Annotated in this window: 12 protein-coding genes; 9 read left to right on the top strand and 3 right to left on the bottom strand. The window is 68.5% G+C overall.

Features of this window, described 5'->3' with window-relative positions:
• Positions 1 to 6 precede the first annotated feature (6 nt).
• Both ACFVKT_RS14520 and ACFVKT_RS14515 read right to left on the bottom strand, forming a co-directional pair.
• Positions 7 to 690, bottom strand: coding sequence for a glycerophosphodiester phosphodiesterase (locus ACFVKT_RS14520; protein WP_385731231.1), 684 nt, complete (start codon positions 688 to 690; stop codon positions 7 to 9).
• A 19-nt stretch (positions 691 to 709) separates the two neighbouring features.
• A complete protein-coding gene (locus tag ACFVKT_RS14515) occupies positions 710 to 1,801 on the bottom strand; it encodes an adenosine deaminase (RefSeq protein WP_385731229.1) in 1,092 nt (363 codons plus the stop codon).
• Between the two features lie 646 nt (positions 1,802 to 2,447).
• On the opposite strand from ACFVKT_RS14515, the gene ACFVKT_RS14510 reads away from it, so the two are divergent.
• Positions 2,448 to 3,212, top strand: a complete 765-nt coding sequence (locus ACFVKT_RS14510; RefSeq protein ID WP_385731227.1) for a DUF4190 domain-containing protein — start codon at positions 2,448 to 2,450, stop codon at positions 3,210 to 3,212.
• Positions 3,213 to 3,400: 188 nt separating this feature from the next.
• On the opposite strand, the gene ACFVKT_RS14505 is transcribed toward ACFVKT_RS14510, so the two are convergent.
• On the bottom strand, positions 3,401 to 4,006 hold the full coding sequence (locus ACFVKT_RS14505; RefSeq protein WP_385731225.1) for an NADAR family protein: 606 nt from the start codon (positions 4,004 to 4,006) through the stop codon (positions 3,401 to 3,403).
• Between the two features lie 207 nt (positions 4,007 to 4,213).
• Here ACFVKT_RS14505 and ACFVKT_RS14500 point away from each other — a divergent pair, with 207 nt between their 5' ends.
• The 8 genes from ACFVKT_RS14500 to ACFVKT_RS14465 all read left to right on the top strand — a co-directional run bounded on the left by ACFVKT_RS14500 (position 4,214) and on the right by ACFVKT_RS14465 (position 14,021).
• A complete protein-coding gene (locus ACFVKT_RS14500) occupies positions 4,214 to 5,740 on the top strand; it encodes a gamma-aminobutyraldehyde dehydrogenase (protein ID WP_385731223.1) in 1,527 nt (508 codons plus the stop codon).
• A 79-nt stretch (positions 5,741 to 5,819) separates the two neighbouring features.
• Positions 5,820 to 7,067, top strand: a complete 1,248-nt coding sequence (locus tag ACFVKT_RS14495; protein ID WP_385731221.1) for a spermidine/putrescine ABC transporter substrate-binding protein — start codon at positions 5,820 to 5,822, stop codon at positions 7,065 to 7,067.
• A gap of 5 nt (positions 7,068 to 7,072) precedes the next feature.
• The gene (locus ACFVKT_RS14490; RefSeq protein WP_385732099.1) at positions 7,073 to 8,224 is read left to right on the top strand and encodes an ABC transporter ATP-binding protein; all 1,152 of its coding nucleotides are present in this window, start codon (positions 7,073 to 7,075) and stop codon (positions 8,222 to 8,224) included.
• The gene (locus ACFVKT_RS14485) at positions 8,224 to 9,147 is read left to right on the top strand and encodes an ABC transporter permease (RefSeq protein ID WP_385731219.1); all 924 of its coding nucleotides are present in this window, start codon (positions 8,224 to 8,226) and stop codon (positions 9,145 to 9,147) included. The genes ACFVKT_RS14490 and ACFVKT_RS14485 overlap by 1 nt, the downstream gene beginning before the upstream one ends.
• On the top strand, positions 9,148 to 9,948 hold the full coding sequence (locus ACFVKT_RS14480; protein WP_385731217.1) for an ABC transporter permease: 801 nt from the start codon (positions 9,148 to 9,150) through the stop codon (positions 9,946 to 9,948).
• Between the two features lie 61 nt (positions 9,949 to 10,009).
• Complete coding sequence (locus ACFVKT_RS14475) at positions 10,010 to 11,428, top strand: NAD(P)/FAD-dependent oxidoreductase (RefSeq protein WP_385731215.1); 1,419 nt, start codon at positions 10,010 to 10,012, stop codon at positions 11,426 to 11,428.
• Positions 11,429 to 11,587: 159 nt separating this feature from the next.
• Complete coding sequence (locus tag ACFVKT_RS14470) at positions 11,588 to 12,043, top strand: hypothetical protein (RefSeq protein ID WP_385731214.1); 456 nt, start codon at positions 11,588 to 11,590, stop codon at positions 12,041 to 12,043.
• A gap of 250 nt (positions 12,044 to 12,293) precedes the next feature.
• Positions 12,294 to 14,021 (top strand): chitinase, encoded by a 1,728-nt coding sequence (locus ACFVKT_RS14465; RefSeq protein WP_385732097.1) that lies wholly within the window; start codon positions 12,294 to 12,296, stop codon positions 14,019 to 14,021.

Below are 14,021 nucleotides of genomic sequence, written 5' to 3'. Positions count from 1 at the left end.
GGGCCCCTACCCCTTGCGCAGGGCGCACAACGTGTCGATGCGGTTCGTCGTGATCGAGTCGACGCCGATGTCGAGGAGGCGGCGCATCGAGCGCCGGGTGTCGGGCGTCCAGACCGACAGCAGATATCCGTCGCGGTGGACGCGCGCCGCCAGGTCGCGGTCGATCAGGCTGAAGCGGTAGTTGAGCCAGCGGGGGCGCACCGCGTCGAGTAGGGCGGGCCGCGGGGGAGCCAACGACGTCCAGGTGAGCGCGATCTCCGCGGCGGAGTCGGCGGCGCGCACGGCAAGCATGGATGCGGCGCCGGCGCAGTAGTACACCCGCTCCTCCGCCCCGCAGTCGCGGATGACGCCCATGATCCGGCGTACCGCCCCGGCGTCGGGCGAGTCCGGCAGGTCGACCATGATCCGGCCGTCGCCGGTCGCGGCCAACGCGTCCGCCAGCGTCGGCACCCCGCCACCCGTCAGCCCGCGCACCTCGTCCGAGGAGAGCGAGGCGAGCGGCCGGTCATGCTCCCAGAGCCGCTTCAGCGTCGAGTCGTGCAGGAGGACGGGGACACCGTCACGGGTGAGTCGTACGTCGATCTCGACCGCGTCCGCGCCCAGTTGGAGCGCGGAACGCAGCGAGTCGATCGTGTTCTCGCGGACGCGGTAGGGGTCGCCGCGATGAGCCACGGCAGTCACGGTGCGCATGGCCTCATTGTGGCGCGGGTCAGGGCGTGAGCCACGCCGAGGCGTACGTGTCGATCTCCTCGGCGAGCTTCACCTTGCCTGGCGCGTCGAGGAACGACGCCTCGACGGCGTTCTTGGCGAGCGCGGCGAGACCGAGTTCGTCGAGGTCGAGGAGGCGGGCGGCGACCGCGTACTCGTTGTTCAGGTCGGTGCCGAACATCGGCGGGTCGTCCGAGTTGATGGTCACCAGGACCCCGGCCCTGGTGAACTCCTTGATGGGGTGCTCGTCGAGCGTGCGGACCGCGCGGGTCGCGATGTTGGAGGTCGGGCAGACCTCCAGGGCGATCCGGTGCTCGGCGAGGTGCGCGAGCAGCTTCGGGTCCTGGACGGAGCTGGTGCCGTGTCCGATGCGTTCGGCGCGCAGGTCGTTCAGCGCGTCCCAGACCGTCTCCGGGCCGGTCGTCTCGCCCGCGTGCGGCACGGAGTGCAGGCCGGCCGCGATCGCACGGTCGAAGTACGGCTTGAACTGCGGTCGCGGTACGCCGATCTCGGGCCCGCCGAGCCCGAAGGAGACCAGCCCCTCGGGGCGCAGCCGGTCATCGGTGGCCAGCCGTACCGTTTCCTCGGCGGCTTCGAGCCCCGCCTCGCCGGGAATGTCGAAGCACCAGCGCAGTACGACACCGAGCTCGGCCTCCGCCGCCTTGCGGGCGTCCTCGATCGCGTCCATGAAGGCGCGCTCGTCGATGCCACGGCGGGTGGAGGAGAACGGGGTGATGGTCAGCTCGGCGTACCGGACCTGCTGCCGGGCCATGTCCCGCGCGACCTCGAACGTCAGCAGCCGTACGTCCTCCGGGGTGCGGATGAGGTCGACGACGGACAGATACACCTCGATGAAGTGGGCGAAGTCCGTGAAGGTGAAGTAGTCCGCGAGGGCTTCGGGGTCGGTCGGCACCTTGGAGTCGGGATGACGGGCGGCCAGCGTGGACACGATACGGGGGGAGGCTGAGCCGACGTGGTGCACATGCAGTTCGGCCTTGGGCAGTCCGGCGATGAAGGCGTGCGGATGACGGGCGGCATCGCGTGGGGTGTGGTGGTCGGTCAAGGGTTCCTCCCCGGAACGGCGTCCCTGCAACGCGGTAGGTGGGACGCGGGTGATCGGCTGATCGGTGGTTCAGGGATCATCGTAGGCGGCGGCCCACCTGGTACAGGTTCGGGCCGTAGCATGACGGAACGTACGACGGAGGGGGACCCTACGCATGTCCGAGGACGCGCAGACGCCGGGAGCGCAGCACGACGGGGGCGCGGGTGCGGGGGCGTTGGCTTCTGGGGGAGAAACACCCTCGCCGCCGCGATCCGACGCGACGCCACCGTCGGAGCAGCCGTCGGGCGCCGCGCCTGAGGCTGCCGTTCCTGTCTCGGGGGTCCCGTCGGTCGGGCGGGCGGAGTCGACGCCGCTGCTGTCCGATGCGATACCGCCGGTGATCGACGTGCAGGGCGCCGCGCCTGAGGCTGCCATTCCTGTCTCGGGGCTCCCGTCGGGCGGGCCGGCGGAGTCGACGCCGCTGCTGTCCGATGCAATACCGCCGGTGATCGACGTGCAGGGCGCCGTGCCTGGGGCTGCCGTTCCTGTCTCGGGGGTCCCGTCGGGTGAGCCGGCGGAGTCGACGCCGCTGCTGTCCGATGCAATACCGTCGGCGATCCACGCGCCCGGTTCCGCACCCGACGCTGCCGTTCCTGCTCCTGCGCCTAGGGTCCCCTCGGATGCTCCGAAGGTCCCCTTGGACAAGCCCGCCGCCGACCCGCGACCCGAGCCGCATCCCGAGCCGAACCCCTGGGCAGCCCCGGAGGAGAAGGCCCGCTCACGGGGGAACGGCGCCGCAGCCGCCCCCGTGTACGACCAGCGGACGGTCACGTCGTTCCCCGACCAGGGCATGCCGGGCGCATCGGGTACGTCGGCTACACCGGCGCCGCCCGCCGCAGGCGCCCCCATCCCCCCGCCGTGGGACAACCACAACCCCTTCGCGCCCCCCGCCGCTTACACCCCCTACCCCCAGCCCGCCCCCGGACAGGGACAGGGACAGCCCATCCCCCCGCCCCCCTTCGCTCCCGGGGGCCCCGGCCAGCCGCCCCCGTACCCGTACGGCTACCCGTCCCACCCGCCGCAGCAGCCCTACTACCCAGGTGCCCCCGGGTACGGCGGCTGGCCCGCCATGCCCATGGCGCCGAGCAACGGCATGGGCACCGCCGCCCTGGTCCTCGGTATCGCCTCGGCGGCTCTGTTCTGCGTGTGGCCGCTGACGTTCGTGATGGGGATCCTCAGCGTGGTCTTCGGTGTGATCGCCCACCGCAAAGCAGCTCGTGGCGAAGCGACGAACCCGGGCCAGGCGCTGGCCGGGATCATCTGCGGAGCTGTCGGCATCGTCCTGGCCATCGCGCTGGTCGTGCTCATATTCTTCGTCGCGGACGACAGCTCATCCGAAATCGACTCGGGCACGGACGGGGACGGCTTCTCCACGTCATTTGTCGTGGAGCAGCTCGGCTGAGCGCTCCGCTGGAAGTGCAGGTCCGCTGGGAGTACGGGTCCGCTGGAAGTACGGGTCCGCGGAAGTGCAGGGACGTGCCGTCGATCGGCTGCGGCACCATCGTGGCTGGTCGCGCAGTTCCCCGCGTCCCTTCAGGGCGCTGCCGAGCCGCAGTGGGCTTCCCCGCCCTGCTCAGCGGACCGAGCCCCCTAACGGCCCCGTGAACCAAGCCCTCCCCACGAGACTCCACCCTCCTCGACCACCCCCCGGAGCCGCCCCCGCGCCTCCATCAGCGCGAACCCCAGCAGATTCAGCCCCCGCCACCGCCCCGGATCCGCCGCGCGCTCGTCGTCCGCGGTGAGCCCGATCCCCCACACCCGGTCCATCGGGCTGGCCTCGACGAGCACTCGCTCGCCCGTGCCCAGCAGAAACGCCCGCAGCCCGGGATGCGCGGCGAACTTGTGGACGCTGCCCTCGGCCACGATCGCGAAGCGCTCGCGCTCCCACACGGCGTCGTCGAAACCGCGCACGAGCCGCCCCGCCTTCTTGGCCGCCGCGGGACTCGTAGCGTCGACGGCGCGCCGCTCGGCCTCCGGGTCTTCGAAGAGCCGCGCTTTCCGCGCCATCATCCAGTGCTCGGCCGTCGCGTAGGCCACGCCGTCCACGGTGAACGGTGACGGCCACCACTGGCTCAGACAGCTCGCGCTCACCTGACCGTCCGGCCTCGGCCGGTGCCCCCAGAAGTGCAGGTACTTCACCCTCGCGCCGGAACGGACCTCGCTGACCAGCGCGTCCCGTGAATCGATCTTCCCCATGCACGCGAGTCTGGCATCCACCACTGACAATCCGTCCTGGCTTTTCCAAGAGGACTCGACACCTGGTCGACAGATTCCGTTGCGTAACCAAAAGGCAACAACGGAATCACTTGTTGGAGTCCCCTAGCTCTGTCAGGATCGGCACTCAAATCGAGCTGGAGCTACGCCGACCCCCGCAGGACGGGGAGGGCGGCGGAGGAGAGCGACATGCACAAACCGGGCCATCGCTTCCAGGCGCAGGACCGCTTCGCGGACGGCGCGCAGTACATCGCGGGCCGGCTGACCAAGGGCACCTCCGGCCGTACGTTCGCGGTCGTCGACCCGTCCACGGGCGAGGAGGTCTACACGTACGAACTCGCGGGCACTGCCGACGTGGACGCCGCTGTCGCGGCCGCCCGCGCGGCGTTCCCCGGCTGGTCGGGTGCCACCCCTGGCGAGCGCTCCGACGCGCTGCACCGCTTCGCCGCCGTGCTCGCCGACCGGGCCGCGGAACTCGCCGATGCCGAGTCCCTGCAGTGCGGCAAGCCGCTCAAGCTCACCCGGGAGTTCGACGTCCCGGGGACCATCGACAACACCGCGTTCTTCGCGGGCGCGGCCCGCCACCTCCAGGGCCAGTCCGCGGGCGAGTACTCCGGCGACCACACCTCGTACGTACGCCGTGAACCCATCGGTGTCGTCGGCTCCATCGCGCCCTGGAACTACCCCCTCCAGATGGCCGCCTGGAAGATCCTCCCGGCGGTCGCGGCCGGCAACACGATCGTCCTGAAGCCCGCCGAGCTCACCCCGCTCACCTCCCTCCTCTTCGCCGAGGCGGCCACGGCGGCGGGCATCCCCGACGGTGTCATCAACATCGTCACGGGAGCGGGAAAGGATGTCGGTGAACATCTCGTCGGCCATCCCGATGTCGTCATGACCTCCTTCACCGGGTCCACCGCCGTCGGCAAGCGGGTCGCGGAGATCGCCACCGCCACCGTCAAGCGGCTCCACCTGGAGCTGGGCGGCAAAGCACCCTTCCTGGTCTTCGACGACGCGGATCTCGAAGCTGCCGTCAACGGCGCGGTCGCCGGCTCGCTGATCAACACCGGGCAGGACTGCACGGCCGCCACGCGCGCGTACGTACAAAGGCCTCTCTACGAAGCGTTCGTTTCCCGAACGGCCGACCTCATGGCACGTGTCCGCGTAGGTGACCCCTTCGCGCCGGACACCGATCTCGGGCCGTTGATCTCGCACGCCCAGCGCGACCGCGTCGCCGGATTCGTCGACCGGGCGCGCTCCTACGCGCGCGTAGTCACCGGCGGAGCCGTACCGCAGGGCGACCTCAAGAGCGGCGCCTACTACACACCCACCCTCGTCGCCGACGCCGCTCAGGACAGCGAGATCGTGCAGTCCGAGATCTTCGGGCCCGTGCTCGTCGTGCTGCCCTTCGACACCGACGACGAGGGCATCGCGCTGGCCAACGACACCCCGTACGGACTCGCCGCCTCCGCCTGGACCCGTGACGTCTACCGCGCCAACCGCGCGACCCGAGAGATCAAGGCGGGTTGCGTCTGGGTCAACGACCACATTCCGATCATCAGCGAGATGCCGCACGGCGGATACAAGGCGTCCGGCTTCGGCAAGGACATGTCCGCGTACTCGTTCGAGGAGTACACACAGATCAAGCACGTCATGTTCGACAACACTGGAGTTGCCGAGAAGGACTGGCACCGCACGATCTTCGGGGACCGGAGCTAGCCGATTCACGTCGGCCCGCGCCGAGTGGCAGACCAGGCCGCGACCACGGCCGCGACCCTTCCGAAAGGGCACCAGGATCATGGAGCAGTACGAGCCCGAACGCCTGTCCCCGGTCCAACTGGCCGCCATGCGGCGCAGCCTCAGGAACGGCAGGGCCTCCCTCGGCCGCCGTTCGCTGCTGCGCGCCTCGGCGGGCGGTGCGCTCGCCATCGGCGGACTCGGGGCGCTGAGCGCCTGCGGGATCCCCGCGGCCGGCAAGACCCAGGGTGGCGTCTCCGCCGACGACCTCTCGGCCAAGGAGAAGACGATCAACTTCTCCAACTGGACCGAGTACATGGACGTCGACGAGAGCGAGAAGCACCACCCCACGCTGGACGCGTTCACCAAGCGGACCGGCATCACGGTCAAGTACACCGAGGACATCAACGACAACGCCGAGTTCTTCGGCAAGATCAAGCCGCAGCTCGCCGCGGGCCAGGACACCGGCCGCGACATCATCGTCCTCACCGACTGGCTGGCGGGCCGGCTGATCAACCTCGGGTGGGTCCAGAAACTGGACCCGGCCAACCTGCCGCACGCGTACACGAACCTGTCGCAGCAGTTCCGGAACCCCGACTGGGACCCCGGCCGCGCCTACTCCTACCCCTGGCAGGGCATCTCGACCGTCATCGCCTACAACAAGAAGGCGCTCGACGGCATCGAGGTGAAGTCGGTCTCCGACATGCTCGACAACCCCAAGCTCAAGGGGCGCATCGGCTTCCTGACGGAGATGCGCGACAGCATCGGCATGACGCTGCTCGACCTGGGCAAGGACCCGGCCAAGTTCACGGACGACGACTTCGACGCGGCGATCGCCCGTCTCCAGAAGGCCGTCGACAAGGGCCAGATCCGCCGCTTCACCGGCAACGACTACACGTCCGACATCACCAGCGGCAACTTCGCGGCCTGTATCGCCTGGGCCGGTGACGTCGTACAGCTCAAGGCGGACAGCCCGGACGTCGACTTCGTCGTCCCGGACAGCGGCTACATGACCTCGACCGACAACATGCTGATCCCCAACAAGGCGCGCCACAAGACGAACGCCGAGCGGCTCATGGACTACTACTACGAGCCCGAGCCGGCCGCCGAACTCGCCGCCTACATCAACTACGTCTGTCCGGTCGACGGAGTGAAGCCGTACCTGGAGAAGATCGACAAGGACGCGGCGAACAACCCGCTGATCATTCCCGACCAGGCCATGGCCGCCAAGTCTCACGCCTTCCGCCTGCTCAGCAGCAAGGAAGAGACGGCCTACGAAGAGAAGTTCGCGAAGCTCACAGGGGCGTGACCATGATGACGACAGACAACAGCGGCGACGTCCGCCTCTCCGGGATCAGCAAGACGTACGGCGCCTTCACGGCCGTAAACCCCCTCGACCTGACTGTCCCGCAAGGATCGTTTTTCGCCCTCCTGGGGGCATCGGGCTGCGGCAAGACCACCACGCTGCGCATGATCGCCGGCCTGGAGGAGCCCACTTCGGGGACCGTGCACCTGGGGGAGCAGGACGTGACGAACCTGCCGCCCTACAAGCGGCCGGTGAACACCGTCTTCCAGTCCTACGCGCTCTTCCCGCACCTCGACATCTTCGAGAACGTCGCCTTCGGGCTGCGTCGGCGCGGCATCAAGTCGGTGAAGAAGCAGGTCGAGGACATGCTGGAGCTCGTACAGCTCGGCGAGCAGGCGCGTAAGAAGCCGCACCAGCTCTCCGGCGGCCAGCAGCAGCGTGTCGCGGTGGCCCGCGCGCTGATCAACACCCCCAAGGTGCTGCTTCTGGACGAGCCGCTCGGCGCCCTCGACCTCAAGCTGCGCCGTCAGATGCAGCTGGAGCTCAAGCGCATCCAGACCGAGGTCGGCATCACCTTCGTGCACGTCACGCACGACCAGGAGGAGGCCATGACGATGGCCGACACGGTCGCCGTGATGAACGCGGGCCGTGTCGAGCAGCTCGGCTCGCCCGCCGACCTCTACGAGAACCCGAACACCACGTTCGTCGCCAACTTCCTCGGCACCTCCAACCTCATCGAGGCCGAGGTCGACTCCAGAAGCGGCGACGAGATCGTCCTCAAGGCGGGCGGCGGCAAGCTCCTGCTGCCCGCGGCGCGATGTTCCGCGCCCACGACGACCGGCGGCAAGGTGCTGGTCGGCGTGCGCCCGGAGAAGATCTCCCTCACCCACGCCGACGACGCGGGCGAGATCCCGGCCAGCCGCAACCGGATCACCGGCAAGATCGCCGACTCCAGCTTCATCGGCGTTTCCACGCAGTACGTCATCGACAGCGCCGTCTGCCCCGAGTTCGAGGTCTACGCCCAGAACATCGACCGCGACCCCCGGCTCAGGCCCGGCACGGATGTCGTCCTGCACTGGAGCCCGGCACACACCTTTGGCCTCGACGCGGCCCAGGACATCGACGCCGGCGTCGAGACGGTGGACGAGGAGGCTGCCTGATGGCCACCGTCACCGAGGCGCCACCCCTGGCGCCGCAACCCGCCGAGAAGCCGCCCCGCAGACGCGGCCGGCTCACCCCGTACTGGCTGCTGCTGCCCGGCATCCTCTGGCTGCTGGTCTTCTTCGCGCTGCCGATGGTCTACCAGGCCTCCACGTCCGTGCAGACGGGCTCCCTGGAGGAGGGCTACAAGGTCACCTGGCACTTCGCCACCTACTGGAACGCGCTGGCCGACTACTGGCCGCAGTTCCTGCGCTCGGTGCTGTACGCGGGCTCCGCGACGATCCTGTGCCTGATCCTCGGTTACCCGCTTGCCTATCTGATCGCCTTCCGCGCGGGCCGCTGGCGCAATGTCGTCCTCATCCTGGTCATCGCGCCGTTCTTCACCAGCTTCCTGATCCGCACGCTCGCCTGGAAGACGATCCTCGCGGACGGCGGCCCGGTCGTCGGCACCCTCAACTCGCTGCACATCCTGGACGTCACGAGCTGGCTCGGCATCACGGCCGGAGACCGCGTCCTGGCCACGCCCCTCGCGGTGATCTGCGGTCTCACGTACAACTTCCTGCCGTTCATGATCCTGCCGCTCTACACCTCGCTCGAACGCATCGACGGACGGCTCCACGAGGCGGCAGGCGACCTGTACGCGAAGCCCTTCACGACCTTCAGGAAGGTCACCTTCCCGCTGTCGATGCCCGGTGTCGTCTCCGGGACGCTGCTGACCTTCATCCCGGCCAGCGGTGACTACGTGAACGCCGATCTGCTCGGCTCCACGGACACCCGGATGGTCGGCAACGTCATCCAGACCCAGTTCCTGAGGATTCTCGACTACCCGACGGCGGCGGCACTCTCCTTCATTCTCATGGCCGCGATCCTCATCATGGTCACGCTCTACATTCGCAAGTCCGGGACGGAGGATCTGGTTTAAATGACCTTCGTACGCTGGTTCAAGAAGCATCTCGTCGTCATCGCGGGACTTCTGACACTCGGTTATCTGCTCCTGCCGAACGTCGTCGTCACGGTGTTCTCCTTCAACAAACCGAAGGGGCGCTTCAATTACGAGTGGCAGAACTTCTCCACGGACGCCTGGACCGACCCGTGCGGCGTCGCCGACATGTGCGGCTCGCTCTCGCTCAGCCTCCAGATCGCCGTGTGGGCGACGCTCGGTGCCACAGTCCTCGGCACCATGATCGCCTTCGCCCTGGTCCGCTACCGCTTCCGCGCCCGCGGCGCCGTCAACTCGCTGATCTTCCTGCCGATGGCGATGCCCGAGGTCGTGATGGCCGCCTCACTGCTCACCCTCTTCCTCAACATGGGTGCACAGTTGGGATTCTGGACGATCCTGATCGCCCACATCATGTTCTGCCTCAGCTTCGTCGTGACGGCCGTCAAGGCACGTGTCATGTCGATGGACCCGCGCCTGGAGCAGGCGGCCCAGGACCTGTACGCGGGACCCGTGCAGACCTTCGTCCGCGTCACCCTGCCCATCGCGGCCCCCGGAATCGCCGCGGGCGCGCTGCTCGCCTTCGCGCTCTCCTTCGACGATTTCATCATCACCAATTTCAACGCCGGCTCGACCGTCACCTTCCCCATGTTCGTCTGGGGCTCGGCACAGCGCGGGACACCCGTTCAGATCAATGTCATCGGTACGGCCATGTTCATCGTCGCCGTACTGTTCGTCCTGTCCGGAATGGTTATCAGCAACCGCCGAAACAAGCAGAAGACGTAACAGCAACAAGCAAAAGGCATAACCCTTAACAAGGGTGATTCAGCTGTAGGGAGTTGAAATCATGGCCCCAAGCGCCATGACCCGCTGGACCAAGTCTCTTTCCGACGCGCAGCCGGTGTCCTACTGGCTGGACGACCCCGGCAAACCCCACCCCGAACCCGCTCTCACCACCACCGAGACCTGCGACCTGCTCGTCGTCGGCGGCGGCTACAGCGGACTGTGGACCGCGCTCCTGGCCAAGGAGCGCGACCCGCGGCGCGAGGTGATTCTGGTGGAAGGCCGCGAGGTGGGCTGGGCCGCCTCCGGCCGCAACGGCGGCTTCTGCGCCGCGTCCCTCACCCACGGACTGGCCAACGGCCTCACCCGCTGGCCGGACGAGATCAGGAGACTGGAGGAGCTGGGCGCCCGCAACCTCGACGAGATCGAGGCGGCCGTCGCCCGCTACTCCCTCGACTGCGACTTCGAGCGCACCGGCGAGATCGACGTCGCCACCGAGCCGCACCAGGCCGCCGAACTGCGCGAGTGGCACGAAGAGTTGCGGCGCGAGGGCCTGGTGGACGGCACCGAGTTCCTGGACGCCGAAGCGGTACGGGAACAAGTCGACTCACCGACATTTCTGGCCGGCCTGTACGACCGCCGGGGCGTCGCCATGCTCCACCCCGCCAAGCTCGCCTGGGGCCTCAAGCGGGCGTGCCAGGAACTCGGCGTCCGCGTCTACGAGCACACTCCGGCGCTCCAACTGAAGCCGCACGGCGCCGAAATGGCCGTACGCACCCCGTACGGCTCGATCCGTGCCCGGCGCGTGGCCCTCGGCACGAACATCTTCCCGAACCTGGTCAGGCGGGTCAGGGCCTACACCGTCCCCGTCTACGACTACGCGCTGATGACCGAGCCGCTGACCGCCGACCAGTTGGCGTCCATCGGCTGGAAGAACCGCCAGGGTCTCGGGGATTCGGCGAACCAGTTCCACTACTTCCGGCTGTCCGCCGACAACCGGATCCTGTGGGGCGGCTACGACGCGATCTACCCGTACGGCGGCCGGATGCGCGCCGAGTACGACCACCGCCCGGAGACGTACGCGAAGCTCGCAGGCCACTTCTTCACCTGCTTCCCGCAGTTGGCGGGCGTCCGCTTCACCCACGCCTGGGGCGGTGCGATCGACACCTGCTCGCGCTTCTCCGCCTTCTTCGGTACGGCCCACCAGGGCAAGGTCGCCTACGCGGCCGGCTACACCGGGCTGGGCGTGGGCGCGACCCGGTTCGGTGCGGACGTGATGCTCGACCTGCTGGCGGGGGAGCGCACCGAACGCACCGAACTGGAGATGGTCCGCAGCAAGCCGCTGCCGTTCCCGCCCGAGCCCTTCGCCTGGACGGGCATCGCGCTCACCAAGTGGTCACTGGCGCGGGCGGATTCGCACGGCGGGCGGCGCAATCTGTGGCTGAAGACGATGGACAGGCTGGGGCTCGGGTTCGACAGCTGAGGCCCGCCGCGGGGCTCCGGATCCACGGCCTACGCCCTGCTCAGTCACTGTGACCCGGCTCACTATCAACAATTATTCAGAACCCGCGTAATGATCGGCCCGAACATCCCTCTCCCCTGTGACGCGACCAGCGTCGACATGAGAGAGGGAGGTTCCGCCATGACAGGGGCTAAGACGGCGGTCGACTGGCTGGCATCCGTAGCTCCGGATCCCGAGGCCTGCCGCTGGGAATGGGAGCGCAATCCGCTGGGGATCGCGCTGCTGCCCGCGGGCAAGGCCTGGGACGTACTCATCCTGCCGGGCGAACTCGGCTACCCCACGCTCGACGTGCTGACCCGCGTGATCGACCAACTCGGTCCCGTGCTCGTCGACTTCGGGGACGCCCGGATGGGTTTCTTCGTGCCCGCGGGCACCGCGGCCCGGTGGCTCGGCACGGGGGTGCGCACAGCGGGCCGCGGTACCTGGATCGTGGTGCCGTACCCGGGAAGGACGACCGGCGGCGGCGTTCGCTGGCTGATCCCGCCCGACGGCTCCGGCACCCTCACCGACCCGGCGCTGCTCGAACTGGCCATGCACGAGGCGGCGGCAGGCCGCGCCGGAAACGAGGACCGATAGCCGTGCCGGGGCCGGACCCCGGTGACAGTCACAGGACTCGCCAAGAGGCTTTGAGGTTCCTCAGGTCCTGACGTCCAGAGATTCCCGGAGGTCTTGACAACAGGATTGGTCTGGACCAAATTGGGCGCGCTTCACCCCTCCAATTCCCCCATGCCCGGAGGCAGTCGTGGATCGCACCCGACGCAACGGATCACTCACGCGTCACAGACTTCTCGCCGTGTGCACGGCCACCTTCCTGGCCGTTCCCGGCATGACCGCGCTCTCGTCGGCCGCCCGTGCGGCCGACGCGGACCTCGCGAAGAACGGCGGTTTCGAGGCGGGCCTGGACAACTGGACCTGTACGGCGGCCACCACCGTCAACTCACCCGTACGGAGCGGAAGTTCCGCGCTGCAGGCGACCCCGGCCGGCAGCGACTACGCACAGTGCTCCCAGTCGGTGGCCGTGCAGCCCAACTCCCAGTACTCCCTTGCCGGTTACGTCCGGGGCAGTTACGTCTACCTCGGCGCGAGCGGCACCGGCACCACCGACGTCTCCACCTGGACCCAGTCCGCGACCGCCTGGCAGCAGCTCACCACGTCCTTCCGCACCGGTGCCTCCACCACCAGGGTCACCATCTACACGCACGGCTGGTACGGCACCGGCGCCTACAACGTCGACGACGTCTCCCTCGTCGGTCCCGCCGTCGACCCGGGCCAGCCCCCGGCCGCACCCACCGGTCTGACGGCCGGCTCGGTCACCTCGTCGAGCGTCGCCCTGTCCTGGTCCCCGGTGACAGGCGCGACCGGGTACGCGATCTATCGCAACGGCGTGAAAGTCCAGACGGCGACCGGGACTTCGGCCACGGTCAGCGGACTCACCGCCTCGACGGCGTACACCTTCCAGGTCGCGGCGGTGAACGACGCGGGCGAGTCGCCGAAGTCGGCGACGGTGACCGCGACGACGACCGCGGGCGGCGGCGGAGGCTCGACCGAACACGCCCTCGTCGGTTACCTCCACGCCAGCTTCGCGAACGGCGCCGGGTACACGCGCCTGGCCGACGTCCCCGACAGCTGGGACATCATCGACCTGGCCTTCGGTGAACCGACCACCACCACCTCGGGCGACATCCGCTTCACCCGCTGCCCGGTCACCGAGTGCCCGACCGTCGAGAGCGAGGCGGACTTCAAGGCGGCGATCAAGGCCAAGCAGGCGGCGGGCAAGAAGGTCCTGATCTCCATCGGCGGCGCGAACGGCCAGGTGCAGCTGACGACGACCGCGGCCCGCGACACCTTCGTCACCTCCGTGTCGAAGATCATCGACACCTACGGTCTGGACGGCCTGGACATCGACTTCGAGGGCCACTCGCTCTCGCTGGACGCGACCGACACGAACTTCAAGAGCCCGACCACCCCCGTGATCGTGAACCTCATCTCGGCCCTGAAGACCCTGAAGGCCAAGTACGGCGCCGGCTTCGTGCTGACGATGGCCCCGGAGACCTTCTTCGTCCAGCTCGGCTACCAGTACTACGGCACCGGTCCCTGGGGCGGCCAGGACCCGCGCGCCGGCGCCTACCTCCCGGTCATCTACGCCATGCGCGACGACCTGACGCTCCTGCACGTCCAGGACTACAACTCCGGCTCGATCATGGGCCTCGACAACCAGTACCACTCCATGGGCGGCGCCGACTTCCACATCGCGATGACCGACATGCTCCTGACCGGCTTCCCGGTCGCCGGCAACACGAGCAACGTCTTCCCCGCCCTGCGCCCCGACCAGATAGCCATCGGCATGCCGGCGACGACGAACGCGGGCAACGGCTATGTGGCACCTTCCGAGGTCAACAAGGCCCTCGACTGCCTCACCAAGAAGACCAACTGCGGCACGTACGCCACCCACGGCATCTGGCCCGGACTCCGCGGCCTGATGACCTGGTCGATCAACTGGGACCGGTTCGGAAGCTGGGAGTTCCAGAAGAACTTCGACAGCTATTTCGGCTGA

The sequence above is a fragment of the Streptomyces sp. NPDC127595 genome, assembly GCF_042671685.1.
Lineage (GTDB): Bacteria > Actinomycetota > Actinomycetes > Streptomycetales > Streptomycetaceae > Streptomyces.
This window is presented reverse-complemented; position numbering and strand designations above follow the sequence as displayed.